This is a genomic window from Paludisphaera borealis (assembly GCF_001956985.1).
Taxonomy (GTDB): domain Bacteria; phylum Planctomycetota; class Planctomycetia; order Isosphaerales; family Isosphaeraceae; genus Paludisphaera; species Paludisphaera borealis.
Map to the genome: position 1 here is coordinate 2245027 of NZ_CP019082.1, position 26696 is coordinate 2271722.

17 protein-coding genes are annotated in these 26696 nt (G+C 67.1%); 8 read left to right on the forward strand and 9 right to left on the reverse strand.

The annotated features are described in order from the left end of the window. Window positions 1–40: 40 nt before the first annotated feature. Window positions 41–2602, reverse strand: a complete 2562-nt coding sequence (locus tag BSF38_RS31285) for a M14 family metallopeptidase (RefSeq protein WP_076344814.1) — start codon at window positions 2600–2602, stop codon at window positions 41–43. Continuing rightward, the gene (locus tag BSF38_RS30620) at window positions 2602–4872 is read right to left on the reverse strand and encodes a glycosyltransferase family protein (protein ID WP_168189345.1); all 2271 of its coding nucleotides are present in this window, start codon (window positions 4870–4872) and stop codon (window positions 2602–2604) included. Before BSF38_RS30620 ends, BSF38_RS31285 begins: the two co-directional genes overlap by 1 nt. A gap of 200 nt (window positions 4873–5072) precedes the next feature. Between BSF38_RS30620 and BSF38_RS08760 the strand changes: the two genes are divergently transcribed. From BSF38_RS08760 to BSF38_RS08775, 4 genes are all read left to right on the forward strand, one after another. Then, window positions 5073–5822, forward strand: coding sequence for a zinc ribbon domain-containing protein (locus BSF38_RS08760; protein WP_076344818.1), 750 nt, complete (start codon window positions 5073–5075; stop codon window positions 5820–5822). 151 nt (window positions 5823–5973) lie between these two features. Next, window positions 5974–6858: a UDP-N-acetylmuramate dehydrogenase gene (gene murB / locus BSF38_RS08765; RefSeq protein ID WP_076344820.1), complete on the forward strand. Its 885-nt coding sequence runs from the start codon at window positions 5974–5976 to the stop codon at window positions 6856–6858. Between the two features lie 148 nt (window positions 6859–7006). Further along, window positions 7007–8020, forward strand: a complete 1014-nt coding sequence (locus BSF38_RS08770) for a hypothetical protein (protein ID WP_076344822.1) — start codon at window positions 7007–7009, stop codon at window positions 8018–8020. Window positions 8021–8185: 165 nt separating this feature from the next. Continuing rightward, entirely contained in the window at window positions 8186–10135 is a 1950-nt protein-coding gene (locus BSF38_RS08775; RefSeq protein WP_076344824.1) for a preprotein translocase subunit SecA, read from the forward strand. A 92-nt stretch (window positions 10136–10227) separates the two neighbouring features. Here BSF38_RS08775 and BSF38_RS08780 read toward each other — a convergent pair whose 3' ends face one another. Further along, a complete protein-coding gene (locus BSF38_RS08780; protein ID WP_076344826.1) occupies window positions 10228–11217 on the reverse strand; it encodes a DUF1570 domain-containing protein in 990 nt (329 codons plus the stop codon). A 242-nt stretch (window positions 11218–11459) separates the two neighbouring features. Here BSF38_RS08780 and BSF38_RS08785 point away from each other — a divergent pair, with 242 nt between their 5' ends. Next, a complete protein-coding gene (locus BSF38_RS08785) occupies window positions 11460–12398 on the forward strand; it encodes an NAD-dependent epimerase/dehydratase family protein (RefSeq protein ID WP_168189346.1) in 939 nt (312 codons plus the stop codon). A 7-nt stretch (window positions 12399–12405) separates the two neighbouring features. Here the strand turns inward: BSF38_RS08785 and BSF38_RS08790 are convergent, their stop codons facing one another. Next, complete coding sequence (locus BSF38_RS08790; RefSeq protein ID WP_168189347.1) at window positions 12406–13566, reverse strand: alginate O-acetyltransferase AlgX-related protein; 1161 nt, start codon at window positions 13564–13566, stop codon at window positions 12406–12408. A 280-nt stretch (window positions 13567–13846) separates the two neighbouring features. On the opposite strand from BSF38_RS08790, the gene BSF38_RS08795 reads away from it, so the two are divergent. Beyond that, window positions 13847–16819, forward strand: a complete 2973-nt coding sequence (locus BSF38_RS08795; protein WP_076344832.1) for a sigma-70 family RNA polymerase sigma factor — start codon at window positions 13847–13849, stop codon at window positions 16817–16819. Window positions 16820–16938: 119 nt separating this feature from the next. After that, window positions 16939–17922 (forward strand): ROK family protein, encoded by a 984-nt coding sequence (locus tag BSF38_RS08800; RefSeq protein WP_076344834.1) that lies wholly within the window; start codon window positions 16939–16941, stop codon window positions 17920–17922. A gap of 12 nt (window positions 17923–17934) precedes the next feature. Here BSF38_RS08800 and recJ read toward each other — a convergent pair whose 3' ends face one another. From recJ to BSF38_RS08825, 5 genes are all read right to left on the reverse strand, one after another. Beyond that, window positions 17935–19770, reverse strand: coding sequence for a single-stranded-DNA-specific exonuclease RecJ (gene recJ, locus BSF38_RS08805; protein WP_237170810.1), 1836 nt, complete (start codon window positions 19768–19770; stop codon window positions 17935–17937). 282 nt (window positions 19771–20052) lie between these two features. Beyond that, complete coding sequence (gene corA / locus BSF38_RS08810) at window positions 20053–21108, reverse strand: magnesium/cobalt transporter CorA (protein WP_076344836.1); 1056 nt, start codon at window positions 21106–21108, stop codon at window positions 20053–20055. After that, on the reverse strand, window positions 21105–21560 hold the full coding sequence (locus BSF38_RS08815; RefSeq protein ID WP_076344838.1) for a hypothetical protein: 456 nt from the start codon (window positions 21558–21560) through the stop codon (window positions 21105–21107). The genes corA and BSF38_RS08815 overlap by 4 nt, the downstream gene beginning before the upstream one ends. An 11-nt stretch (window positions 21561–21571) precedes the next feature. Then, a complete protein-coding gene (locus BSF38_RS08820) occupies window positions 21572–22144 on the reverse strand; it encodes a GltB/FmdC/FwdC-like GXGXG domain-containing protein (protein ID WP_076344840.1) in 573 nt (190 codons plus the stop codon). Further along, window positions 22141–23748, reverse strand: a complete 1608-nt coding sequence (locus BSF38_RS08825) for a hypothetical protein (protein ID WP_076344842.1) — start codon at window positions 23746–23748, stop codon at window positions 22141–22143. Before BSF38_RS08825 ends, BSF38_RS08820 begins: the two co-directional genes overlap by 4 nt. 1200 nt (window positions 23749–24948) lie before the next feature. Between BSF38_RS08825 and BSF38_RS08840 the strand changes: the two genes are divergently transcribed. Then, window positions 24949–26376 (forward strand): DUF1254 domain-containing protein, encoded by a 1428-nt coding sequence (locus tag BSF38_RS08840; protein WP_210405693.1) that lies wholly within the window; start codon window positions 24949–24951, stop codon window positions 26374–26376. Window positions 26377–26696 lie beyond the last annotated feature (320 nt).

Below are 26696 nucleotides of genomic sequence, written 5' to 3' on the forward strand. Positions count from 1 at the left end.
GCGCCAGCGAGTGAATCGATGCGAACGGCCGACCGGAAATTCACTCGCCGGCGCTTCGGGCTTGGATTCGGATTTTGACCAGGGCATTGAACAAGAGTCGATACGTCCCGTGCGTCCAGCCGCGGTGCTGGGGCGGGAATCCGAACAGGACGACGCGGCCGGCGCCTTGCGCGACTTCGACGAGCGCCGGCTTGCCCTCGATCCGCTCCGCGCCGATCATCCAGCCGCTTTCGAGCGGCTTCGAGGCGTAACGGGCGGCGACCCGAACGCCCTGCTCCTCGGCGTTCGGCGGAACCTCGAAGGCCAGCGATCGGTCGAAGTAGACGAAGAACGCCTCGGGCATGCCCATCGACAGGCGGCCGTCGCCGGCCAACGTCGCTCCGAGCACCGATCCCGGACAGAGGAAGAGGCTGGACGAAACGCCCTGGAGCGCGTTCTTGATCGGCGGCTTCAGTTCCTCGATCGCGTACGAGCACGCGTCTTCGAGGCACACCAGAACCCCTCCCGACGCGACGAACCGCCGGATCGCCTCCGCCCCTTCAGGCCCGAGCCCGCCCGTGTACTTCGGGTCGGACTGCCCCGGCTCGTACCCCCGGCGCAGGATCGACGCCGGGCTCGAAGGCACGATCAACACGTCGATCCGCCGGGCCAGGTCTTCGCCCCGGACGTCGGCGTCATGCATCGTTTCGTAAGCATACTCGTACTGTTCAAGCACGTACCGCGTCCAGCCCTCGTCGGTGCTCGGAACCCACGACTGATAGACGCCGATCCGGGGCGCGACCAGGCGCTCCGCTCGGGCCGCGTCCGGCGCCAGGGCCGCCGAAAGCCGCACTGCCAATCCCTTGAGCATCGGCTCGATCCGCTCGCGCGTCGCGGGATCATCGGCGATCCGGAATCGGCTCGGGGAGGCCGGCGACGACTCGATTTCGACGGCGACACCCGATTTGAGCAGCCGGTTGAGCAGCCGATAGTCGTCGTTGCTCCGGCCGTCCATCGTCAGAAAGCCGCCCACGGGGGCGGCTTCGCCGATGATCGAGCCTGACGGACGAACGATGGAATCGAGGCGATCGGCGGCGACCGTCAACAACTCGGCGACTTCGACGGCCGAAACGCCCATCATCAGCGGAAGGGTCCAGCCGGCGACGTCGTAGGGCGACTCGGCCCGACCTCGGGCGTCGAGCCGCGCCGGGTAGTGTTGACGCTCCATCAGGTCCTTGACGTGGCCGCGGTACGGCTGCGAAGCGTATACGATCCAGTCGCCCGCCTCGTAGTCGCGGCCGTCGGCCCGGAACGGCGCGACCGCCTTGTGGACCTCGACCCCCGAGTCGTGAAGAATGCCGACCATCGTCGCAGCGGCGCCTGGGTCGTGCTGCTCGGCGGGGATGATCCAGGCGCCCGGCGCTTCCTCGCGTCCCCTGGCGATCGCCGTTCGCGCCACCGTCAGCAGGTTCGTCTGAAATTCGCGCCGATACCGCGCGGCGAGCCTCAAGAGCGACCGGGCGCAGACCAGCTCGCAGTCGACGACGTCGCGCAGCCGCCAGTCTCCGCCGGGCCACAGGTCGTCGGAACCGGGCCGTCGCCGGGAGGGCCTTCGCCGTTCCTCGGCGTCGGTGAAGATCGGAGAAGCGATCCGCACCGAGGCGGTTTCGGTGAGCACCGAAACGATGTTGTGCCGCTCGGGGGTCGTCCGGGCGCCGCCGTTCCACCAGTCGTCGAACAGCGTCGAGCTGATGATCCCCCGCGTGCCGGCCGCCGTCAAATCGGCCCGCATGTGGGCGCCGATGGTGCCGACCGACTGGCGGATGCGATGGTCGACGTTCGGGTTGAAGGGCCCTCGGTACGGCGGCACAAATACGCGCGGGCCGTTCGCCACCATCTCGTGAACGTCGTAAAGGATCGTCGGGAACCATTCCTTGTAGAGCACCCGAGTCAGAATCCGCGTCTCCGGCAGGTTGAGCATGAACCAGTCGCGGTTCGTGTCATGGCCGGCGTGACGATGATATAGCTCAGGCTCTCCGCTCCCTTCCCACGGCTTGCCGCGCGAGAGTTCGTACCAGGTTTTCACCTTGTCGACGCCGTCCGGATTGGCCGAAGGGACCAGGATTACGATCACGCCGTCGAGAATCTCGCGTGTGTCGCGGTCGTCGCCCGAAGCCAGTTGATGCAGCAGCTCGACGGCCGCCAAGGTCGACGCCGGCTCGTTCGAATGGATCGAGCACGTGATCACCACGACGGGCTTGCTCTCCTCGACGGCGAGCCGCTCTTGCTCGGGACCGCTCAGCAGGCGAGGGTCGTGCAACCGGCGCTGGTGGTCGCGATAGACGTCGAGCCGGCCGATCGTCTCGGGCGCGGAAATCACGGCGGTCAGATAGGGCCGCCCCTCGGTCGTCTTGCCCGCCTCGACGACCGACACGCGGTCGGAGGCTGCGTCGACCGCGCGGAAGTAATCGACGACGGTCGCCCAATCGGCGAGCTTTCCATCGGCCCCCGGCTCGAACCCCAGCCGCTCCGAGGGGGAGGGAACCGGCTGGGCCGAGGCGATCGAGCGATCGACCGACGGAGTGACCAGCAGGCAAACGAAGATTGCGATCGCTTGACGCATCACGACGCCCCTCTCGCCACGAATCGCCGCGCTTCGACGGCCAGGCCTCCCATCGCAAGCACCAACGCCCCCGCGCTGATCCACGACGCGGGCCACAGGGTCGTCGGTCGATACGAGAACCGCACGCGATGCGTCCCGGCGTTCGGGAGATGAACGACCTGGACGCCCAGCTCGGCCCGGCCGACCGGCCGTTGGGGGCCGTCGTCGATCGAGGCCGACCAGCCGGGGTAATACGTCCGGTTGACGACGAGATCGCACGGTCCGTCGTGCTCGACGGTCGCCTCCCGGCCATTCCAGGCGACCACCCGCGCGGCTGTCGCCCCAGGTTCCGGATCTTTCCGGCGATCCTTGGCCAGATACCAGACGACCGATGGATCGAGGTCGTAGCTGATCCCCGCGATCAGAGCGGGCTCGTCCGGCGCGAAGCGCGCCCGGGTCGCCGCGCGGACCTGCGGCATGACGTCCTTGTACCGAACCAGTCGCCAGTTCGCGTGCGGAGGCGCGCCGGGGGGCTTGTACACCAGGCGGTCGAGCGTGGCGTCGGGCCCGGTGTGGATCGTCTCGATCCCGTCGTCGTCGACGGGCCCGTCCCACACGCCGTGCGTCACGCCGAACCGCCGCAACAGGCCCCGGCCCCAGGGCGTTCCGGCCGCCGCGCGCTGTTCCAGTTGTTCGAGCAACGGATGAGGAGGCGGCGGCGCGAACCCGGTGTGGGGATACGCGGGCGTCGCCGCAAACCGAAGCGGCAGGTCGTGCAACAGGCCGGCGACTCGGCCGACGTCGCGTTCCTCGGCCAGCCGGGCGAGCACCGGGCTTTGCTCCGGGACGGCGATCGCCCATCCCCAATCGGTCGTCGAGGTGTAGTAGAGGCCGCCGAGTTCGAGGGCCGTCGCCGCAAGCAAGACGCCAGGGCCGATCCGCCTTCGAACCGTGGCGGCGATCAGGATCGTGGCGACGACCCACGAAGCCGCCGTGAGCGCGAGGCTGAGCAGGAGTCGATCGCCGCCCAGAATGGACGCATGATCGGGTCGCAAGCACCAGCTCAGTCCCCACCACGCGGCGACCGCCGCGAACAGCCAGCTCAGCACCAGGCCCGGCCAGGTCCTGCCGCCGCCGGACGCGGAGTCGAGACCTCGTCCGGCGGCCAGGCAAAGGCCGAGGCTGGCGATCGCCAGGAACCGCCCCGGCGCGCGAAACAGGCCCATCCCGGGGATCGTGACGACCCAGGCAAAGCCCTGAAGCCAGAGCACCGGGAGGATCGCCACGATGAAGCTCGCGAGGGAAGTCGCAACCCAGAAGCTTCGGCCCCGGCCCCGTCCCCGGCCCGAGCAAAGACCGATGACCGCCAGAATGAGCGGGATCGTTCCTACATAGAAACACGCCTCGTAACCCGTGGTCCCCTGGGAGTACCAGTACGACGCCTCGGGCCCTCCCGGGATGCCTCGGAACAGCGTCGGGGCGAACAGCTCGACCCAGTGCGCCGGGGGAAACCCGAAGAAGGCCAGGTCGGCGAACGAGCGGCGGTCGAAGCCCACGAACCGGGCCAGCTCCCAGCTCGCCCCGAGCTGCACGGCGGCGATCGCACCGCCCCAGACCAAGGCCGCGAGCAGGCCGAAGACTCTCCCGACGAGTCGAGGCGACCCGGCTAGGCGCCAAACGCCCGTGAGCAAAACAAGGCCCGCCGTCCACGATTGGATCTGGAAATGCCCGACCGAAAGCTGCAACGCATAAACAATCGCAAGCAGGACCAGGCCCCTCCCCCTGCCCTCGGCCAGAAACCATTCCGCCAGGTAAAGGCAGAGCGGCAGGTAAGCCAAGGCGTGATAGAACACCTCATGGCTCGAATGGATCGATTGAAAGCCACAAAAGCCGAAGCTCAACGCCGCAACCGCCGCGCCCGTCGGCCCGATCTCCAGCCGCCGCGCGTAGGCGAAGGTCGCGGCGACGAGCAGCAAGTAATGCAGGAACATCGACAGCCGATACGCAGCCGGGACCGAGAGGAACCGATAGAGCAGCCAGTTGGGCGGATAGAAGGCCGCGGCGTGGCTCTCGGCCACGAGCGGGAAGCCCAGTCCCAGATGGATGGTCCAGAACGGCAGCCGGCCCTCGGCGAGCGCGCGGGCCAGCTCAGCCTTGATAGGCCGGTACAACCGATCGGGATCGCCGCCGACCGGCTCGATCCCGATCAGCAGCCCCGCGAGCAGGACGCCGGCCAGACAGAGGGGCGGAAACGCGGGTGAGCGAAACACGGCGGACGCGAGTGTTCTCAACCCCTCGATCCTCGCCTTCGGGGCGATGCTTCGACCCCTTCGCCGGAGTCCGAAACACCTAGTTCAAGTGCTGACACCATGATCCGGCGTATTTTCTCAAAGAAGAGCGTCCTACGGCAGCCAGTTCATCGTAATGTCTCTGGGCCGTGCACGAAATGCACTAGGAGGTCCTAGTCGCAAGTATCAGGAGGGCCAATTCCATGATCATCATGAACTGCCCCGCGTGCGGTGCAGAGGGCCGCGTTCCCAATGACAAGATCAACACCACGATGGTGTGCAAGAAATGCCTGAAGACATTCCACATCAAGCCCTCGGGCCGGGCGGCGATTGGCGAGGCGCCGATAACGGGGGCGACTTCGTTGCGGCATGAGGTCGACCCGCACAGCATCGACCACAGCCAGGACGTCGACCAATGGTTCGAGAAGCTCAACACCTCGTTTCACAAGCTTGCCAAGGTTGCCGCGGTCTTCGCCGTCTTCCTCCTCCTCTACGGCGTTTACCGTTGGATACAGCCCGCGAGCCTTGAGGAGCAGGCGGTCAAGACGGCGACGGCCATCGCTCGCAACGACCTGACGGCGATTCGCGAGATGGCCCTCAAGGGAACCAGCGACGAGGCGGTCGAGTGGTTCGACGCGGTCCATCCCGAGTTCAAGGACCTGGTCCGGATGTCGGCGTCGGTCGTTCCAAAAACCGAGATCCTCAGCACGAAGCGCGACCCCGAGCACGGGACGGCCGAGATCCTGACGCGGATCAGCCTGGCGGAACCGGTCGGCCGGATGGGCGTCTCCATGCCGAGCACCTCGATAGGATCGCTGGCCGGCCTGAGCATCGAGGTTCCGTTCGTCCTCTCCGACCGCGGATGGAGCGGCTGGCAGCTCGACGGCAAGCGAACGTTCGAGGCGTTCCGGAAGGAAGGCGAGAAGGAAGCGGCGAACGTCGGCCGCCCATAAACGCGCGGGCTTCGCGGCTCGAACTCCCGTCGTGAAGACGGGATGCGAGTCGAGAGCGGCGGCGGTCGCGCGGCTTGACGATGGTTCGGCTTGCGGCTACCATGTGCCGGTCCATATTCGGGAACGATTCTCGCCACATGGGGCTCGACGCTTGCAGCATCCCTTCGAGGAATTCCGCGACTTCGTCACGGTGGGTCATCCCCTGTCTCCGCTCGTCTGGTTCCGGTTGGGTGGGCCTGCGGCCTACTTCGCCAAGCCTCGCTCGATCGAAGATCTATGCGGCGTGCTGAAACGGGCGCGCGACGCCGAGATCCCGTTCAAGCTCCTGGGCGGCGGGTCGAACGTCCTGGTGCGCGACGAGGGGGTCGAAGCGCTGGTAATCCATATGGAGAGTCCATTCTTCTCGGATGTGACGGTCGACGAGAACCGGATCACCGCCGGCGCGGCCGTCCCCTTGACCGCGCTCATCTCCCAGACCGCGCGGGCGGGGCTCGCCGGCCTGGAGATCCTGACCGGCATCCCGGGGACCGTCGGGGGCGCGCTGCGGGGCAACGCCGGCAGCCGCCAGGGGGCGATCGGCCCGTTCGTGAACAGCGTGACGGTCCTCGACGCCGGCTTCGAGGTTCAGGTCCGCGAGCGCGACGACCTCAGCTTCGTCGATCGCGAGTCGAACCTCGACGAGCCGGTGATCCTTTCGACCGTGCTCGAACTTTCGCGCGAAGACCCCGAATCGGTCGTCCGGCGGATGCGGCGGATCTGGATCGTCAAGAAGGAGAATCAGCCCTACGGCCACCAGTCGTCGGGCTGCGTCTTCAAGAACCCCTCGCCCGACGTCTCGGCCGGAGCGCTCGTCGACCAGGCTGGCCTGAAGGGGACCCGCCACGGCGGGGCCGAGGTGTCCGACCGGCACGCCAATTTCATCATCGCCCACCCCGGCGCCAAGGCGGCCGACGTGCTCCATCTGATCGATCAGATCCAGCAACGCGTCTGGCAGCAGTTCGGCTACGAGTTGGAACTTCAGCTCCAGATCTGGTAGCCTGAGCCGTGCAAAGGGCCGGCCCACGGTGAATCGAAGGGCCGGTCTCTAATCGTCCCCGGGGTCGGTCCATGGTCGTTCGCCGACGCCAATGCAAGGATGCGGGGCCGATGTTCGTCTTTTCGAAGCTCTGGGAGGAACCCAGGAAATGGAGTACCGCGAACCGTCCCGGATCGTCGCCTCCGAGCGGCGCGCCGACGGCCTGATCGAGGACGCGGACTCCCCGTCGCGGCTGCGCCGGTTCGAATTTGTCCGGCGCACGGGCCGTCTCGATGGTCGCCGCCTGCTCGGTGCGTTCCTGCTGGCCAGTGTCGCCGTCGTCGTCGTCCTTTACGTGGGCCGCCAGGCTCTCGACGGCTTGGTGAGCTGGCTGCACAAGCAGCCGCGCTACCAGATCCGCTTCGATCAGATCCAGCTCGCTACGCCACCGCCCGACTGCTTCCGAGGGGGCGCGGCGGCCTTCCTGGAACGAGTGCGGAAGACGGCCAACGAGCCCGAGACGCTCTCGGTGCTCGACCTCAAGCCCGACCAGATCGTCAATGCGTTCAAGCGATTTCCGTGGGTGGAGAATGTCGAGAGCGTGGCGTTTCCGCCCGGTTCCATCGTCGTCCAGCTCGCCTACAACGAACCGGCGGCCGTCGTCCAGGTTGGGACCGTCGAGCAGGTTGTGCTCGACCGCCACGGCGTCCTGCTCCCCATCGAAGACATCGACTCCGCTCGCCTCGGCCGGCCGATCCGGATCACCGGTACGGGACTCGTCGCGCCGGCTTCGACGCGGATCGGGCTCGTCTGGAAAACCGAGACCCCCGAGCAGCCGGAGCTGGCCAAGGTCGACCGTCGCATCCTCCAGGCCGCCAAGCTCGCCGGCTTCTTCATGGAGCCCAAGCGGAAGCGCGAAGCCGAATCCTCTCAGGCGTTACGGATGCTGGTCATCTTCGCCACCGACCGTCGCGGGCTGTTCGTCCAGAACGCCGAGAATGCGATGCTCCTCTGGCGCGAGGCCCCCGGCGAGGAGAAGCCCGACGAGCCCTCGGCGGACGAGAAATGGCGAATCCTCGCCGCGAAAGCCAAAAGCAACGCCCTCGAGCCCCAGAAGAAGCCCGGATACTGGACCTTCAGCCACAACGACATGCAGTTCGCGCCGACCGGCCCGCGGTCCTGACAGTCGCCGCCGATCGGGAAACCGCCGACCTCCTCGGGAAGTCCGGCGGTCTGGGCGTCCTGTTGTACTCGGACGGTCCGACCGGGAGGCCGTCCGCATGCGCCGAAGAGCCCGTTCGGGCGAGAGATCGCGGACCGGTTTGAGCGTAATGGGGAGACGAGCACCATGGCAAACCCCCTCGGGGTAGGTTGGATCAACCAGGTTTCCCGGCTGGCGAAGCCGACGCCCGCGGGCCGTTTCGGCTCGTTCGCGATCCAGGTCCAGCGGGTCAACGCGCTCGAGCCCAAGTTCGAGCCCATGACCGACGTCGAGCTGCGCGAGCACGCCCATAAGCTTCGCCTCCGCGCCCGACAGGGGGACTCGCTCAATTCGCTCTTGCCCGAAGCCTTCGCCCTGGTCCGCGAGTCGGCCAAGCGGACGATCGGCCAGCGGCAGTTCGACGTCCAAGTCATGGGCGGGATCGCGATCCACAACAAGTGCATCGCCGAGCTTGAGACGGGCGAGGGCAAGACGCTGGTCGCGACGATGCCCACATTCCTTAACGCCTTGCCGGGCAAGGGGGTGTACGTCGTCACCGTCAACGACTACCTCGCCAAACGCGACGCCGACTGGATGGGCGAGGTCTACCGCCACCTGGGCATGACCGTCGGCTGCATCCAGACCGGCCAGCCCGACGGCTCGCGACGCGCCGCGTACACCTCCGACATCACTTACGGCACCAGCAAGGAGATGGGCTTCGACTTCCTCCGCGACGAGTTGAAGCGGCTCCAGCTCGGCGACACCCACCGCAAGTCGTTCGAGCAGGCGTTCCTCGGTCGCGGCGAGCACCAGGAATCGGAAACGCCCGTCCAGCGGACGCACTACTTCGCCGTGGTCGACGAGGCCGACAGCATCCTGATCGACGAGGCCCGGACGCCGCTGATCATCGGCGCCAACAACCAGCCGACCAACGAAGAGGCCACGGCCTACTACGGCGCCGACCAGCTCGCCGAGACGTTGGTTCGAATCAAGGATTACAAATACGACCCGATCGAGCGCAAGGCCGAACTGACCGCGACCGGGCGCCGCAAGGTGCAAAGCCGCGCCGCGCATCCGTCGTTCGTCGCCCTTACGGTCGACAGCGTCTACGAGTACGTCGAGCGGGCGCTGCGGGCCCAGATCGCCTACCTGCGCGACCGCGACTATGTGGTCCATGACGGCGAGGTGATCATCGTCGACGAGTTCACCGGCCGTATGATGCCCGGTCGCCAGTGGCAGGACGGCCTCCACCAGGCGATCCAGGCCAAGGAAGAGATCGAGATCACGCTCGAAACGATCACCGCCGCGCGGGTGACGGTCCAGGACTTCTTCAAGCGGTTCGGCAAGCTCGCCGGCATGACCGGCACCGCGACCTCCGACGCGTCCGAGCTGCGGCGGATCTACAAGGTCGGCGTAATGAAGATCCCGACCAACCGGACCTGCGGCCGCGTCTGGCTCCCCGACCGCGTGTTCTCGACCGAGGAAGAGAAGTTCCGTGCCGTGGCGGCCCAGGTCGTCGACTGGAACCAGCACGGCGCGCCGGTCCTGATCGGTACGCGGTCGATCGAGAAGTCGGAGAAACTCAGCGCCCTGCTCGCCGAGTCGGGGATCGAGCACCAGGTGCTCAACGCCAAGAACCACGAAATCGAAGCCCAGATCGTCGTCCAGGCGGGTCAGAAAGGCCGAGTGACCGTCGCCACGAACATGGCCGGTCGCGGAACCGACATCAAGCTCGGCGAGGGCGTCGCCGCGCTCGGCGGCCTGCACGTGATCGGCACCGAGCGCCATGAGTCGCGGCGGATCGACCGTCAGCTCGCCGGCCGGTCGGCTCGACAGGGCGACCCCGGCCTCTGTCAGTTCTTCGTCAGCCTCGACGACGAGATCGTCGAGGCCTTCGGCGAAAAGTCCGCCGCCCGCATCCGCAAGCGCAACGCCGGCAAAGGCGAACTCACCAGCATCGGCTGGCGTCGGTTCTTCGTCACCGCCCAGCGGAAGAAAGAGCATCAGCACTTCAAGGATCGCAAGATGCTGATGCACTACGAGAAGCAACGGGCCGAGATGCGGAAGAACATGGGCCTGAACCCCGTGCTCGGCTAAGTCGGCCCAGCTCAGAGTCCGTGCCACAAGCGCGTATTACGGTAGGGCGAGCCGGTTTTCACCGCCTCGCCCTACCCTTACCAGACAGACTCTCAGCCGCGAAGCAAGCTGCGCACTTCTTTCCTGATTCGCTCGTCCATGCGGGCCAGCGAGCCGAGATGCTCCTCCGCCGTCTTGACCCGGTCCGCGCCCGCCTGGGGCGGGATGCTCGCGAGCACCTTCAGGTAGTCGACCAGCTTGGGCTGCCAGGTCGGGCTCTGAAGCAGGTAATGCACCAGCAGCCAGCTTTGCCCGTAAGCGAGTTGCTCGGTCTGCTCGTCGTCGAACAGGTCGTCTTCAACAAGCAGCCGACTGGTCTCGATCCACGGCACGTTGCCATCATGCGCCTGGCGGATCGCCAGCAGGCGGGGACGGTTGATCGCGCCGACGCCGGCGCGTGCTTTGGGCCGCCACATCTCGAAGTACGTCGCCAGCCCCTCGGTGATGCACTTGGGGGGCTCGTGATCGGTCGCCAGCAGGGCGGTGTTGAAGCAGAGCAAGTGGGCCGTCTCATGGACCAACGTGAACGTGTTCAGCCGCTCGGCGCCGGCCTTCTTCGGATCTCCCCCGCGCGGTCGGAAATCGAAGATCACCAGCCGGTTGGCGTCGAGGTCGTAATGTCCGCCGACGGCTTGCCCCGGCTCCTCGCCCAGGAACGCCTCGTAGGATTTCGCGTCCTTCAGGGCGACGACCATCATCCGATTGGGCGGCGTCGCCACTTTGAATCCGCGATCGCGGAGATGGGGCGTGAAGACCTTCGCCAGCGCCTCGCAGATTTCGAGCGCCGCCTCGCGGTAGGAGTCGGGCGCGTTCCCCAGACATAGGAAATGCTCGGTTCGCGAGGACCGGAACGCCGCCAGGCCGGCCTCTTTCGCCCGCGCCTCGACCCGGGCCGTCTGGTCGGCCTCGCCGGCCGATTCGGGCTTGCGCCCCGCGCCCGGCCGCTGCGCCCCGCCCGATAGAATCGCCAGCCCGGCGGACGCCGACGCCCAGCCGAGCAGCTCGCGGCGTGTCAGGCCGTCTGGATCGTCAGAGTAGATCATGCCGAATCTCCTCCCTTTTTCAAGCTGGGAAGGTCCCCAACCGGCCGGCCGTCGAACTCGTCTCGGCGCGTGGGGACGGCTTGATTATACTCCGCTCTCGACCAGAACGAGCCGAGGGGTCCCGATTCCCGGCTCGACAGGGATGGTTTTTGGATCTTGAAGCTACACCAGGTTCCCTCGCGTGCCGAGCTCGCCACCACTTTGATGAAGCTCCACATGCCGGAACGCTTGCGAGGATGGACATGCCAGAGCGCATCTTGCTTACCGGTGGAACCGGTTTCTTCGGTCGTCGAATCGCCGAGGCGCTGAAGGCCCGAGGCCATACGGTCGTCACGCCGGGCCGCCCCGATTTCGATATGATGGACCCCGCATCGACGCTCCGGACGCTCGAACAGGTGAAGCCCGAAACGGTCGTCCACTCGGCCGCTCACTACGGTGGGCTGGGCATCTGCGTGGCCGAGCCGATCCCGATCTTCCACCGCAACGTCCTTATGGGCGTCAATCTGTTCGACGCCGCGTCCAAGGTCGGCGTCAAGAAGATCCTCGCCGTCGGCTCCGCCTGCGCGTATCCCGGCCAAGTGGCCGGCGACATGAAGGAAAGCGACTTCTGGTCGGGCCCGCTGCACCCGTCGGTCGAGGCTTACGGCTTCACCAAGAAGGTGCTCGAAGTCGCCCTCCGGGCTTACAGTCGGGGCCAGGGGATCATCGGCCAGATGCCGATCGTCACCAACCTGTACGGTGAGAACGACGTCTTCGGCGAGTACCGGTCGCACGTCGCCGCCGCCCTGATCAAGAAGTTCGCCGACGCCGTCCAGTCGAACGCCAAGCAGGTCGTCTGCTGGGGCACCGGCGCCCCGGTCCGCGAGTTCATCTACTCGGCCGACGCCGCCGAAGCCGTCGCCCGGCTGCTCGAAAGCGGCTATACCGAGCCCCTCAACGTCGGCACCGGCATCGGCACGACCATCAAGGAACTCTCCGAGATCGTCGCCCGGCTCACCCATTTCCAGGGCGAGATCGTCTGGGACACGACCAAGCCCGACGGCGTGCTCCGCAAGGTGCTCGACGTCTCCAAGATGGAAAGCGTCCTCAACTGGAAGCCTCCCACCAGCCTCGAAGCCGGCCTCGCCAAGACCATCAAGTGGTACCTGGCCAACAAAGCCGAGGCTGACGCCCGCCAGTGAGCCGACGTCATGGCCGAAGCGCCGCCCATCGGGTCGCCAGCTCCTCAGCCGCGACCCGGTGCCCGGCGCTCGACCAGTGGGTGTCGTCCGGCAGGTAAACGAGCGTTCCCGCCGCCTCGTCCCGAAGCCGTCGCGTCAGATCGACGAACGCGACGTCCGTGCCGAGGCGTTCGACGGCTTCCTTCATCGCAGCCGGCAAGTCGTCGAGCCGCCATTTTCGGCACGGGCTGGCCGGGTCGAAGGCGCAGAGGTCGCGGTAGACCCGGAACTTGGTCGGGATGAAAACGACCACGAAGGCGATCGCCTGCTCTCGGCAGATCTTCCGAGCCTCCGCGATCAAAGCCTCGACCCTCCCGAAATCCGGAGACGCCTCGCGCGGCGACTCGACCCGGTAATCGCCGCTGCCGAACGCCAGGTCGACCGACTCGCCCGAATGGGCCGCGAGTCGCCCGGTGAACAGCCGAGCGGGAACGCGCGGCTCGGGACGGATCAGTGTCCGGATCACGTAATCCAGGCTGTTGGCCGTGAACGAGGCTTCGATCGCGCGCCGCCACCAGGGCCGACGGGTCCAGAGTTCGACCCGCTCCTGATTCGCCTCGTATTCGGCCGCGTCGGCCAGGTCGTTGCCCTCGTAGAAGGTCCAGACGCAGACCTTCGGCCGCAGTCGCAGGCCGTACCGTTTGAGGATCTCAAGCTCCTGTTGCGGGCCGTCGCCGCCACGCGCGAGATTGGCTACGGTCAGGCCCAAACGCTCGGAGAGCCGGGCGGTGACGATCTCGTGTTCGTTGATATGGAAGCCCTCGACGAGCGAATCGCCGAGGACCACGACGTCGGCCGCGTCGAGGTCGCGCGGGTTCCGGAACCCGTCGCGGTCGTGGCGGACGTCGCAACGGTAGAGCGTCGGCACCGGGCCGCCCGAGAGCCGGGCGACGTCGTTGCCCGCCAAGACCGGGCGCAACCGCCGATTCCCCTCGCGGGTGTAGAGCAGCCTGGCGTCGGGACGGTTATCCGACCGTTCCCAGGGGGCGGATCGGGTCTGGAACAGCGACCGGTAGTCGACCAGGCCCCAGAGCGCCGGGGCTTCAAACAGGCCGATCGCGAGAACGATCGAGGCCGCGCAGAGCAACAACTTCCCGGCGGCTCTGGCGCATCTACCATTAGTGCTCAACCGTCCCGATCGTTGGAACAAAGTCTGATTCCTCTGGCGCGTCCGGGTCGGGCGGCGAGCCCAGCCGCGATCCAGCGCCCGGGCTGAGCGATTTGTACGTCGCCCCCGGGAATTGTCAATCCCACATGCCGCCCGGCGCTCGCCGCAAATTCAGCCCACCGCGTGACGCCTCGAAAAAAGTCTGTCACCATGAAGCCGTCCCGCGCCACGAATCCGAGGGGCGCCGCACCGACTTGTACTCTTAACGAGGCGTCCCGATCCTTTCGAGGAGCGGACGGCGATGAACACCGTGGCGACCGATCGCATTATCGATGAGAAACTGTGGCGATCCGTCCGCGAGGGAGACGCCGAGGCGTTCGAGCAGGTCGTGCTCCGGCACCAGGCGCTGGTCAGCGGGGTCGCCTACAACGCCTGCGGAAACCTGGCTCTCAGCGAGGACGTCGCCCAGGAGACGTTCTGGGCCGCCTGGCGACAGCGGGATTCCCTGATCGATCCGGGCCGGCTGAAATCGTGGCTCTGCGGGATCGCCCGGAACCTCGGCGCCAACGCCTTGCGGCGGTCGTCGGCCGGCAAGCCAGCGGGCTCGGTCGAGCGAGTGAACGACCTCGCCGACGACGATCCCGGACCGGACGACGTCGCCATGAGCCGGGAAGAGGAGGCGCGGCTCTGGTTGTTGCTGGAGCAGATCCCTCCCACGTATCGCGAGCCCCTTATCCTCTTCTACCGCCAGGACCAGTCGGTGGCCGAGGTCGCCTCGTGCCTCGATCTGACCGAGGACGCCGTCAAGCAACGGCTCGCGCGCGGCCGGTCGATGCTCCGCGACCGGATCGCCGACCAGGTGGAGGCCGGCCTCCGCCGGAGCCGCCCCGGCCGCTCGTTCACGGCCGGCGTCATGGCCGGGCTGTCGCTGGGCGCCGCCGGCGCGAAGTCGGCCGTCGCGGCGGGGACCTCGGTCACGGCCGGGACCGTCGCCAAGGGCGCTCTCGCATCGGGGCTGTCGGGGGGCCTCCTGGGCTCGCTGATCGGGATCGCGGGAGGCTGGCTCGGCGTCTGGCTCCCCGCCCAGATGGCTCCGACCGTGCGCGAGCGCGAGCTGTACCTTCGGGCCGGGCGTCGGATGGTGCTCGCGTCCCTCATCTTCACTGGCGCGATCCTCGTGATGGCCAAGACCTTGGCCGGTACGCCCCGGTACATGATCGGATTGGGACTTGCGATCGTCCTGTTTCAGGTCTACATTTTCGCGGAAGCGATCCGGCTCAGTCGTATTATCAAGGCCATCCGCAAGACAGTCCCCGCCGCCACCGACCTCAACCAGACGGCCATGCGGCGGGGTGCGGCGTCGCTGGCGGGAAAGATTCGCGGCCGGGTCTACCAGAGCCCGATCCGGCTGCTCGGCCTGCCGCTGCTCGATATCCAGGTCGCCGACCCTGTCTTCGTGACGGGGCACGAGTCATCCCCTCTGCCTCGGGTCGCTCGCGGCTGGGTGGCGATCGGCGACGACGCTCGGGGAATCCTGCTGGGCGTCGGCTCGAAGGGTTATGGGCTGGTGGCGATAGGCGGCAGGGCCGTCGGCGGGTTGAGCATGGGGGGCGTCGCCGTCGGAGTCGTCGCGATCGGCGGCCTCGGCCTGGGCCTGGTCGGGCTCGGCGGGCTCGCCGTGGGCGTGCTCGCGTTCGGGGGTGGGGCGGTGGGCTGGCAAGCCTGCGGCGGGTTGGCCGTCGCCTGGGATCTGGCGATCGGAGGTGGGGCGATCGCGTGGAACACGGCTGCTGGAGGCGCCGCCGTGGCTCACGGCGTGGCCGGGGGCGATCCGGCCGGTTTTGATCAGCCGGCGGGACGACTGATGCGCTGGACGCTGAATCACCGCGATCAGGTCAGGCTCGGCTTCATCGCGCTCGCGGTCGTGGTCGGGGCGTTGCCCTCGCTGCTCATGTACCGTCGAAACCGTGGTTCGGGGCTCAAGGCGTCGGCCGTCCTCGTGCCGGTCTTTCTCCTCTTCTACTTCGCGTACACGAAGGCGGAAAGCCCCGATCGCGTGGTCCGGTTCGGACTCGACAACGGCCTGACGGTCCTCGCGCGGCCGATCGCCGGGGCGAAGCAGACGGCCCTGGTCGTGCTCTACAACGTCGGCGGCGACCACGACCCGGAAGGCCGCTCGGGCCTGGCTCATATCGTGGAACACATCTATGTGACGGCCAAGGCCGGCGAGACCCCGGCGCGGTCGGCCGTCGACTTCTTCCGGAGCTATCAGGCCGGCTGCAACGCCCAGACGGGCGACCGCTACACGGCCGTCGCGACCGTTTTCCCCAGTGAGCAGCTCGACGACGAGCTGCGCCAGGCCGCGGCCCGGATGAGCGAACTCACAATCACGGCGTCGGACCTCGACCGCGAACGCCCTCGGCTGCTCGATGAAGTCGCCAACATGTTCGAGCGCGTCCCCTCCCTCGCCGCCCAGAACAACGCCCGCGAGCTGGTCCGCCCGACGCCCCGAGGAGGACGCCGAGGCGGTCTCCCCGCGCAGGTTCAAGCCCTGCCCCTGGACGACGTCCGAGCCCACTGGAAACGGTATTACAAGCCGCGAAACGCCGTCCTTGCGGCGGCCGGGGCGATCGATCCGGCCACCTTCCGCGCGGCCGTGACGAAGCACTTCGGGACCATTCCCGGGGGCGACCCCGCGCCGTCACCCGGCGAGCCCGGCGCGGCGGTCCTGGGCGAAGAGCGGAAGCTCGCAGCGGCCGGCTCGCCGGCGACGGCCTGCCTGGCCATGGCCCCGCCTCAACCTGGAAGCGACCTCTACGCTCCTTACCTCGTCCTTGGCACCCGGCTCATGAAGGCCGGCGCTGGGCTGGGCGGCGGGCCGGGCATGGCACCCGTTTACATGCCCTTGCTCGACGACCCCTCCCTGGTCGCCGTTTCGAGTCCCGCCAGGCCGGGCGAAACCCCGGAACAGATCGCAGGCCGGCTGTCGGCCCTGCTCGAAGAGGCGGTCAAACCGGATCTGGGCCCGGGAGAGGTTACGGAGGTCGAACAGATGTTCGGGCTCTTCCTCGGCACGGTCGAGCCTCCTGATCAAGCCCTGGCCTTGAACCCGTACGCCGTGGCCTTCACTCTGGGGCGTCGCGAGCAGCTCGGCCTCGACCCGGTCAAGCTGCGGGCCGCGTTCCAGGCGATGAAGCCCGAGGCGGTCCGCCGGGCGGCGACGGAGGTTTTCGGGCCGTCGCGCCGGGCGAGGGTTTTCCTCGCTCCTCAATAAGGCCGAAGCCGCTCGCGTCGGGCTCACGCGCCGTTGACCCCAGCATCGGAAGGCCGTAAATTAGGGTCTTGATTGAGCGTTCCCGCCACCCGTCCGACAGCGCCGAGAGGTTGAAGTCCATGAGTGCGTTCGAGCCGCGTCCGCCGTTCTACCTGGGAATCGACCTTGGTGGAACGAATATCAAGAGCGGCGTGGTGGAGGATTCGGGGCGTCCGCTCTCGTCGGTCAGCATCGAGACGCAGGCCGACCTGGGGCCGGTGGTCGGGGTCGAGAACCTGGCTGAGGCCGGACGACTCGCGGTGCAGCAGAGCGGCCTGAAGTGGGACCAGATCGCCGCCGTCGGCCTGGGCTCGCCCGGTACAATGGACCTGTCGCGGGGGATGCTGCTCGAACCGCCCAACCTCCCCGGCTGGAACCAACTGCCGATTCGCGACCTGCTCGCCGCCAAGCTCGACAAGCCCACGATCCTTCAGAACGACGCCAACGCCGCGGCGTTCGGCGAGTACTGGGCCGGGGCCGGCCGCAACACGCGCAGCCTGGTGCTGTTCACGCTGGGCACCGGCGTCGGCTGCGGGATCATCAGCGACGAGCGGATCATCGAAGGCCGCCACAGCCACGGCGGCGAATGCGGCCACATCATCATCCAGATGGAGAACGGCCGGCGGTGCGCCTGCGGAGCCTACGGCCACCTCGAAGCTTACGCCTCGGCGACCGCGCTGGTCAAGCGGGCCCACGAGCTGCTGGCCGAGCAATCGACCCGCAGCAGCCTGCGCGAGATCCCCGCCGAAGAGCTGACCAGCCGGGCGATCAACGAGGCGGCCGACGCCGGCGACGGCCTGGCCCGGCGGCTGATGCGCGAGACCTCGTACTACCTGGCCGTGGGCGCGGTCACGCTGATGCACACGATCGACCCCGACATCGTCCTGTTCGGCGGCGGCATGATCGCCGCCGGCTCGACGTTCCTGGAAGACATCCGCCAGCACATCCAGAAGATGGCGTTCCCGACCGTCGCCAAGGGCTGCAAGATCGAGTACGCCGAACTGGGGGGCGACGCCGGATTCATCGGCGCGGCCGGCTGCGCCCGCGCCGCGTTCGGCCGCTGAGCCTCGCGTGGGTCAGGCTTCAGCCCCGACGACCGCGGCCGGCTCGGCGACGCGCGCCAGGTCCGCGGTCACGGCGAAATCCCTGATTTCAAGTTGGACCCGACGGTAGCCGTTCCACTCGTCGACGCAAGGGTGGAAGACGACGCTGCACGAGACGTCGTGGGCGAGGTCCTTCCCCTTCTCGGCCAGGTTCCAGCCGATCGCCTTGAAGACCGAGCCCCCCTGGCCGAGCTTGAGCTGGAGGTGCTTCTTCTGGTCGCCGACCGCGCGGGGCTCGCCGACCACCCGCACCTGACTCGCGAGGAACAGCGGCCGGGGATTGCCCATGCCGTGCGGTTCGAGCTTCTCCAGATCCTCGACGACGGGGAGGCTCAGCATGGCGAGCGGGACCTCGGCGTCGATATGCAGCACCTTCTCGCGAAGCTCGGGCGTGAGGCTGGTCCGACATCGTTCGTCGAACAGCTCGGCGAATCGGGGGAAGTGGTCCTCGGTCATCCGCACGCCGGCCGCCGCCGAGTGGCCCCCGAACGACAGCAGACCGTCCGAGCAGTCCTTGATGGCGTCGTAGACGTTGAACCCAGGGACCGACCGCGCCGAGCCCTGCGCGAACTCGTCGCCGAACGCGACGATGATCGTCGGCCGGTGGTAGATGTCGACCAGCCGGCTGGCGACGATGCCGATGACCCCCGGATGCCACCCCTTGCGACCGAGCACGAGGGCTCCGCGATCCTTGAGGCCCCCTTCGCCCCGGATCTGCTCAAGGGCCTGATGGAGGATCTCGCGCTCGACCTCTTGGCGGCGGGCGTTGACCACGTTCAGCTCGTCGGCGATCTCGTCGGCGAGTCGTCCGTCGCCGGTCGTGAGCATCTCGACCGCCCGCATCGCGCGTTCGAGCCGCCCCGCCGCGTTGATCCGAGGCGCGAGGTTGAAGCCGACCGTGCCGGCCGACAGCTTCGACCGACCGAGGCAGCCCGCCACCCGCATGAGCGCCTTCATCCCAGTCGTCGGCGCCCCCATGATGCCGGCCAGGCCGTGCCGCACGAGAACCCGGTTCTCATCGTTGAGGGGGACGACGTCGGCGATCGTGGCCAGGGCGACGAGGCCGAGCGATTCCACGAGGTAGTCGCGCAGATGCGGCGACGCCTTCTTGCCGTCGCCGAAGCTCTTGCAGATCTGCCAGGCCAGCTTGAAGGCGACCGCCGCGCCGCAGAGGTCGCCGAACGGATACGAGCCCCCCGGCAGGCGCGGATGCACCAGCACCTCGGCCGCCGGCAGTTCCTCGCCGATCGTGTGGTGGTCGGTCACGATCATTTCCAGGCCCAGCTCGCGCGCCAGTCGGGCCTCGACGACGGCCGAGATGCCGCAGTCGACCGTGACCAGAAGCGCGCCGGGGTGGTCGGCGGCGATCTTTCGGACGGCGTCGCCGTTGACCCCGTACCCTTCCTCGACCCGGTGGGGGATGTAGTACGAGACCCGCTTCGCCCCGGCGAGCTTCAACGCGGCCCAGAGCACGCTGGTGCCGCACACGCCGTCGACGTCGTAATCGCCGTAGATCACGATCGACCGATCCTCGCGGATCGACCGGACGATCCGATCGGCGGCCTCGACCGCGCCGGGCAGCAGCGCGGGGTCGTTCAGGCCGCTGAGCCGCGATTCCAGGAACACCCGCGCCCGGTCGGGCTCGGTGATCCCCCGGTTGATCAGCGCTTGAGCGACCAGAGGCGCAACGCCGACGGCCCGACTGAGCGCGGCGGTCTGGTGTGAATCAAACGGCTTGAGCCGCCAGCGGGTCGTCATCGCGGCTGTGTTCTCCCGCAAGTCGCCGACGTCGGTCGTCGACGCCGCCATCGAAAGTCCCTAAAGCGGTTTACGTAGAGGTTGCACTCGTAGGGGCGTCCCTTGTGGGCGCCCGATCGGCGACGGCAACCGCGACGGCCTTGGCGACTCGGGCACCCACAAGGGGCGCCCCTACAAGATACGGGCTCGGTGCGCACACCGGCTGTGTGCAACCCATACGCACACCGCTCTATCTCCAATATACTCGTGATCACCGGAAGTCGGAGGACGATCGGTCGGTTTTCCGGAACGCCGCCGACCGTCGCCGCCGGTCGTCGCGGTTGCGCCGGCGGATCAGAACCACTTGTGCCGCCGGGCGTAATTGAGCATCAGGATGGGCGACAGGCACATGACGATCAGCGAGGCGATGAACAGTAGGGCCTTGGGCAACGGCGCCTGGAAGGCCAGGGTCTCGCCGAAGAAGTTCATGCCCCAGAAGCCGACGATGAACGACATGGGCATGAACATGACGGTCACGAGCGTCAGGGTCTTCATGATCTCGTTGGTGCGGTTCGACATGACCGAGAGGTAGGTGTCGAGCGTGCCGGCGATCAGGTCGCGAAGGCTCTCCGAGATGTCGTGGATGCGGACGATGTGGTCGTAGACGTCGCGGAAGTAGACCCGATGCTCCAGCCTGACCGGCTTGTACGGGTCGCGGGCCAGCTTGTTGAGGACCTCGCGCTGGGGGCCGAACGTCTTCTGGAGATGGATCGCGGACCGCTTGATCCGGAAGATGGACTGAAGGCTCTCGGGGCTGGGCCGGGCGATGATCTGATCCTGGATGTCGTCGATCCGCACGTCGAGGACCTCGATGGCCTTCAGCGACTGATCGACCGACCGTTCCAAAAACCGGAACAGCAGGTGGTCGGCACCGTCTTTCATCCGGTCGCGCGGGTCGCGTTCGATGGCCTGCCTGCCTTCGTCGAGGTAGGCCATCGCCCCGGTGTGGTAGGTCACCAGGTAGTTCGAGCCGAGGAAAACGTCCAGCTCCTGGAGGACGAGATCGTCGGTCCAGGGGTCGATGGCGCTGGTGTGGAAGACCACGTAGACGTAGTCGTCCCAGTCGTCGATCTTCGGGATGTGGGTTTCCTTGAGGGCGTCCTCGATCGCCAGGGGGTGGAAGTGGAAGACGTCCTGGAGGATGCTCTCGGCGAGCCGCGTCGGCCCGTCCTCGGGATCTTCGATGTCCAGCCAGAGGGTCCCGTCGGCGTCCCGGAGGGCTGTTTCGAGGTCTTCCCTCGGCCAGTCCAGGTGCATCGTCCCCGCGCCGTCGCGGTAGAGGATGCGGACCTTCGGACCGGACGGATTAAGGGTTCCGCCCTGCGGCGTCGCCCCGGCGAGCGCGGTCATGGTCGGGGTTCCCCCTCGCGAGCGGTCTGAGGCTTGGGGGCCTGCGCGTTCTGGTGGCGCACCAATTCGTCGATCACGTCGATCCGGATCGGACCGGCGGGCTCCCTGGGGATCGTCCGGCGGATCGGCGAGCCGTGGCCGAGAACGCCCGCGACGCCCGGCGGCATGCCAGGAAGGTCGATCAGGCTGACCACGTTCACGCCGATCGGAACCCGGTCAGTGCGGAACGTCCCGTCGGACTCGATCCGCGCGGATCGGAAGTCGCCGATGGCGCCGTAGGCCGGCTGGAATTCGACCCAGCCGCCCGTGACCGGCTCGCCCGATTTCAGGATCACCCCCGAGACGCTCGCGGTCGGAAACCGCTCCGGGCCAAGCTCCTCGCGACAGCCCGAGGCCGACGCGACGACGACCGCGGCCAGAAGCATCGAGAGTGGTTGGGGACGACGTCGCACGGGGCCTCTCCTCAGGAGAAACGGAGCCTCGCCCGCAATGCGGCGTCCACCGTCGACCGCACGCCGCCGCGGGCGTTCCAACCGGCGTGAGGGCCGACGTCGGTCGTCGGCAGGTAGAGCCGGCCGCCGGTTTGTCCCTCCCCCGCCAGCGGACCTGCCGAGGTCGACAGCACGAGTTCGCCGCCGCTCATCCTTAGACCCGCTCGGGGACCGACGGGACCGAGGGCGACGATCAGCCCCCCCGCCTGGGCGTAGCCGACGGCCGTGCCGGTCGGCCCGTGCAGCAACAAGCTGCCGGCCTTGAGACCGCTTCCCGCCCCATCGGCGGACGAGCCACGGCAGACGACGACGATCCCGGGCGCGTCCATTCCGGCCGCCAGCTCGGGGCCGGCGTCGCCGACCAACTCGACGGTCGCCTCCCAGGGGCCCGTCAGTCCGGCGACGAGCAGCCGCTGCCGCTCCACCCCCTCAAGCCGGACGTGCGTCTCACCCCGATTCAAGCGGCGGACGATCTCGGCGTTGATCTGGTGGTAGTCGCGCAGCTCGGGAACGGCGATCGGGGGGGGCGGCTCGGGCTCGGTCATTGCTTGCCGCGACCCTTGCTCGCATCGGCTTGCACGGGGTCGCCCTTCTCCTTCGGCTGGCCCTTCTGCTCGGCTTTGTTCTGATCGTCGCCGGCCACGGCCGCGGCCGGCGCGGGAAGTTGCGGGCCTCCCTGGAACAGCTCGGCGCTCGCCGGCGGGTTCTTCGCCAGGAAGTCCTTGAGGGCCGCGACGCGGGCGGTCAGCTCGTCGTTGCGGGCCTTCGCCTGGCCGGCCGGTCCGCCCACCAGATCGATCGCCGCCTTGGTCACCGGACGGATCGCATCAATATATTTCTGCACATCCGCTTTATTAGTGAGCAACGGGCTATTGAGAAACCCGCTCTCGCGAAGTCCGGCGCGGCCCTCGAACGCCTGGAGGACGGGCCCCATCAGCATCGTGGTGAGCTTCTGGGCGTAGAGCTTGTTCTCGGTGAACCCCTTGGCGATTTGATCGCCGATCTCGGCGGCGAGCTGGGCGGCGGCGTGGGCGGCGGTCGCTACGTTGTATTTGGGGACGACCGTCGTGATCTGCATCAAGCCCAGGGCCAGAGCGGCCTCGGCCCGGACTTCCTTGCGCAGCTCTCCGTTGATCAGATACTGGAAGGTCGTCGCCGCCATGTCCGCGGTCTTCGGCGAGGTGGTCAGGAAGCCTTGCCGAAGAGTGGCGAGCGCCTCCAGGCCTCGGAACTGAACCGGCCAGGGCCATTCCTGGTTCTTCACAAGTTGATCGGAGACGGCCTTGGCCGCGTCCATCTCCTGCGACGTGCTCAGCTTGTTGGTCAACTGCTTGATGTTGGTCAGGCCTCGGAAAGCCCAGAGCTTGACCCACACGGTCTGCGTCGGGTTCTTGATCTCGGCGAGGAAGATCTTGTAGGCGTCGACGTTCCCGCTCTGGGCGAGAATGATCATCGCCTGGATGCGGGGGATCAAGTGGTTCTTGAGGACCGGCTCCAGGCGTTGGGCGAGGATCCGATTGAACTGCGTCTGGAACTGGACGTTCTTGGCGCTGCGAGCCAGGAAAATCGGCTCCAGGAGGCTCTGGGTCGCATCCTGAATCGCCTTCGCATCTTCCGGTTTCGGCTTGGCGCCCTCGGGGTCGAGATTGGCTTCGATGTTCTTGTGATTCGTGAGCTTGGCGACCACATCGTCGATGACCGCGGTGATGACCCTTGGGTCGACCGGAACCAGGGGGTCGCCGGCCATCACCTTGAGCTGTCCGGCATCCTGCTTGGCCTGCGTGACGTCCGCGGGGGTCGTCCCCCGGGGGCTCTTGAGCTCCTTGAACTTCTTGAGATCGAGCTGAGCCACGGCGTTGGGATCGAGGAAGACCTCGAGCGAGGCGCCCTTCTGGGTCTCGGACGGATCAACGGGGGGCTGCTTGGCCGCGTCGTCGTCTTCGTCGGCCTTGGGCTCCTCGCCTCCCCCACCTGGAGGAGTCGGCTGAGACGGAGCATCTGGCTTCGTGGCCGGCGGCTGCGGCTTGGGGGCCTGGGCCTGCACATACCCCTGAAGTTGAAGACAGAAGACCAGGAGGGCGATCAAGCCGGCCCAAGATCCTCCGAAGCGGGACGCATCCCGCCCCCCGGCGGTGAACACCTTGATCATTGCGGCAAACCTCGTGAAAAGCCCTCGGATGCTTCTTCGATCAAGGAGCAAGCCCCGAAGTTCACCCCGCGAGCTGCGAGCGATTCGAGCCGCGATCCACGATCATTCGACAAACCACCCGGGATGAAGGGCGACGATTGCTCGAAGTCGATCCGGACCACGGAGAAAGGGATCGGCGGTGCGGTGGAATCTGGAATCGGGAAAGCTCGTCGCCGTCACGGCTGTTTCGTCGTCGTCAACTCATCTCGCGTGATTCATTGTACTTCCAACGAAACGGACGAATTCAAGCTACCCCACCGCCGGCCCTCTGTCAAGTCGCCGGACGACGCCGTCTGGGCCGTTTCGTGGTGGTTTTCGCTCGTCGCGGACCGGCCGTCGCAAGGGTTGTTCCGGATGTGCCGAACGCGCCGAAAACGAGGGCCGGCGGCGGCCTCGGCGATTGGGTTCCTTCGCGCGTTATTTGCCTTTCCCACCTCGTCGCCGAGCCTTCCGTACCGCCTCCGGCCCGGGCCGGAGAATTGGGTTGGTTCGCACGCGATTCCGTGGGCGGAGGGGGGCTTCCGAGACTCGACCGCCGGACGCGGCGTCCTTCGACCGGCTCCGGCGATTGGGTTCGTTCGGGCCGGTGAATTCCGCGGAATGCTCACCGTAACATTCTACTATTTCAGATCTTATCGATGAGTCATCGAATTGGCTTCGATCGGCTGAAAACGTTGGGCGGACACGTTTCCGCCTCGCTCTCCGATGGGCCGCGACCCGCCTTGGAATCCGTCGCGCGGTTGGGTTCGTTTGACCGAAATCGACGATGGTTCGCCGCCGTCGGCCGCGGTTCGCGACCAGTCGAGAACCGCGTCGGGCGTTGGGTTCGTTCGACTCGTTTTCGACGAATCCGCCGGGGCCTCGCCACGACGCGTCACGTCGGCGTGTTCTCCTTGCTTCTCGAATTGACAAAGACCGTCGAGGGGTTCGACGGCCCCCCTACCTCTCAAGTATGCGACAGCGACGCGTCCTTCGTCGCGCGACGCTCGGAATCGGCCTGGAGTTTTTGGATCCGCAAGCTCCGCTTCGGTCGATTCGTACGGATCATAACGACGATCCGGGCTCTGCCCGATCGACGCCGGCGTGGGACCATGTCTAATCTGTAAGCAACTCGCGCGAGGCGAGGCCATTTCCTCCTAGAAAGCGAGGTCACGAGGCACCATGAAGACACATCTCTCGATGGTTCTGAGCCTTGCCTTGGTCGTCACAATCGTCCCATCTCGACCCGTGTCGGCGGACGCGCCGAACGCCGCGCCACGGCTTTCGGAGGAGGAGCTAGGCGAACTCGCGGTGGACGCCTACGTCTACGCGTATCCGCTCGTGATCATGGAGGCGAGCCGGCGAGTGGGAACGAACCACGCCGCGCCGGACCCGACGACGGGGATGGGCGCGCCTGTGAATCAGTTCGCTCACAAGCGGACGTTTCCGGACGCGACGTTCACCGACGTGGTTCGGCCCAACGCCGACACGCTGTATTCTTCGCTCTGGTTCGACGTGACCGACGAGCCGCTGGTCATCCACGTCCCCGATTCGGGGGGCCGGTACTACCTGTTGCCGATGCTCGACATGTGGACCGACGTTTTCGCGTCACCGGGCAAGCGCACCACCGGCACGGGCGAGCAGACCTTCGCCATTGTCGGCCCATCGTGGCAAGGCGAGTTGCCCCCCGGGGTCGAACTCCTCCGCGCCCCCACGCCGTACGGGTGGATCATCGGGAGGACCCAGACCAACGGCGTCGGCGACTACGCGAACGTCCACCAGTTCCAGAACGGCCTCGTCGCCACGCCGCTCAGTGCGTGGGGGAAACCGTACACGGCGCCGAAAGGGACGGTCGACCCGAACGCGCCCAAGGTTGCTCCCGTGGAGTGGGTGGCGAAGCTGGACGCCGCGACGTACTTCGCCCTGTTCGCCGACGTCCTCAAAACCAACCCGCCCCACGCCAACGATCAGCCGATTTTGGCCCGGCTGGCCCGGATCGGGTTCAAGCCAGGCAAGTCGTTCGATCTGAACGCCGCGCCCCCCGAGATCCGCTCGGCCCTCTCGAACGCTATGCAAGCCGGACCTCGGCGGATCGTGGCCGCGATCGAGCACGCCGACCCGGAGGTCAACCGCTGGCGGATGATCGGCAATCCGATCGGCACCTACGGCACCGCCTACCTCAAGCGCGCCCTCATCGCCTTCATGGGCCTGGGTGCCAATACTGTCGAGGACGCCATCTATCCGAGCGCTCTGGTCGACTCCAAGGGACGGCCGCTCGACTCCGCGAAGAACTACATGGTCCGGTTCGCGAAGGACCAGATCCCGCCGGTCCGAGCCTTCTGGTCGCTCACCATGTACGACGAACGCCAGCTCTTCACCGCGAACCCGATCCATCGGTTCGCGATCGGCGACCGCGACGCGCTGAAGTTCGACGCCGACGGCTCGCTGACTCTCTACATCCAGCGCTCATCGCCCGGAGCCGAGAAGGAGGCCAACTGGCTCCCCGCGCCGCACCAGGGGTCGTTCAGCATGAACCTCAGGCTCTACTGGCCGATAGCCGCCGCCCTCGACGGAACCTGGGCCCCCCCGGTCGTCGAGGAGCGTGAATAGTCCTGACAACGTCTTTTGCAATCAGCCACGCACGCAATCGATCGCCGACGTTTGTTGAAATAGGCGCCTGAATTGCCTCGGGCGCTTCTCTTTCGACGTCGTCGGTCGAACAATCGCTACGTGGCCGGACGGCTCGGCCTGTATTTGTGTTGAGCAAGTCGGGCGCGGCGACTTAAAATCAGAGACGGCGGGGCCGCTATTCAGTCGAAGTTGCGAGCGCCCGCGAGCCTTGCGTCCCTTGCTCACTTCGGTTCGGTGAGGTGGAGTGCTCGACGGCCCGGATCGTTCCCGTCGTTCTCGGACGGGCCGTGGGTCGCATG

Coding starts and splice junctions, on each gene's coding strand:
- BSF38_RS31285 (WP_076344814.1), bottom strand. CDS start 2,602: ATGCGTCAAGCGATCGCAATCTTCGTTTGCCTGCTGGTCACTCCGTCG.
- BSF38_RS08760 (WP_076344818.1), top strand. CDS start 5,073: ATGATCATCATGAACTGCCCCGCGTGCGGTGCAGAGGGCCGCGTTCCC.
- BSF38_RS08770 (WP_076344822.1), top strand. CDS start 7,007: ATGGAGTACCGCGAACCGTCCCGGATCGTCGCCTCCGAGCGGCGCGCC.
- BSF38_RS08775 (WP_076344824.1), top strand. CDS start 8,186: ATGGCAAACCCCCTCGGGGTAGGTTGGATCAACCAGGTTTCCCGGCTG.
- BSF38_RS08780 (WP_076344826.1), bottom strand. CDS start 11,217: ATGATCTACTCTGACGATCCAGACGGCCTGACACGCCGCGAGCTGCTC.
- BSF38_RS08785 (WP_168189346.1), top strand. CDS start 11,460: ATGCCAGAGCGCATCTTGCTTACCGGTGGAACCGGTTTCTTCGGTCGT.
- BSF38_RS08795 (WP_076344832.1), top strand. CDS start 13,847: ATGAACACCGTGGCGACCGATCGCATTATCGATGAGAAACTGTGGCGA.
- BSF38_RS08800 (WP_076344834.1), top strand. CDS start 16,939: ATGAGTGCGTTCGAGCCGCGTCCGCCGTTCTACCTGGGAATCGACCTT.
- recJ (WP_237170810.1), bottom strand. CDS start 19,770: ATGGCGGCGTCGACGACCGACGTCGGCGACTTGCGGGAGAACACAGCC.
- corA (WP_076344836.1), bottom strand. CDS start 21,108: ATGACCGCGCTCGCCGGGGCGACGCCGCAGGGCGGAACCCTTAATCCG.
- BSF38_RS08820 (WP_076344840.1), bottom strand. CDS start 22,144: ATGACCGAGCCCGAGCCGCCCCCCCCGATCGCCGTTCCCGAGCTGCGC.
- BSF38_RS08825 (WP_076344842.1), bottom strand. CDS start 23,748: ATGATCAAGGTGTTCACCGCCGGGGGGCGGGATGCGTCCCGCTTCGGA.
- BSF38_RS08840 (WP_210405693.1), top strand. CDS start 24,949: ATGAAGACACATCTCTCGATGGTTCTGAGCCTTGCCTTGGTCGTCACA.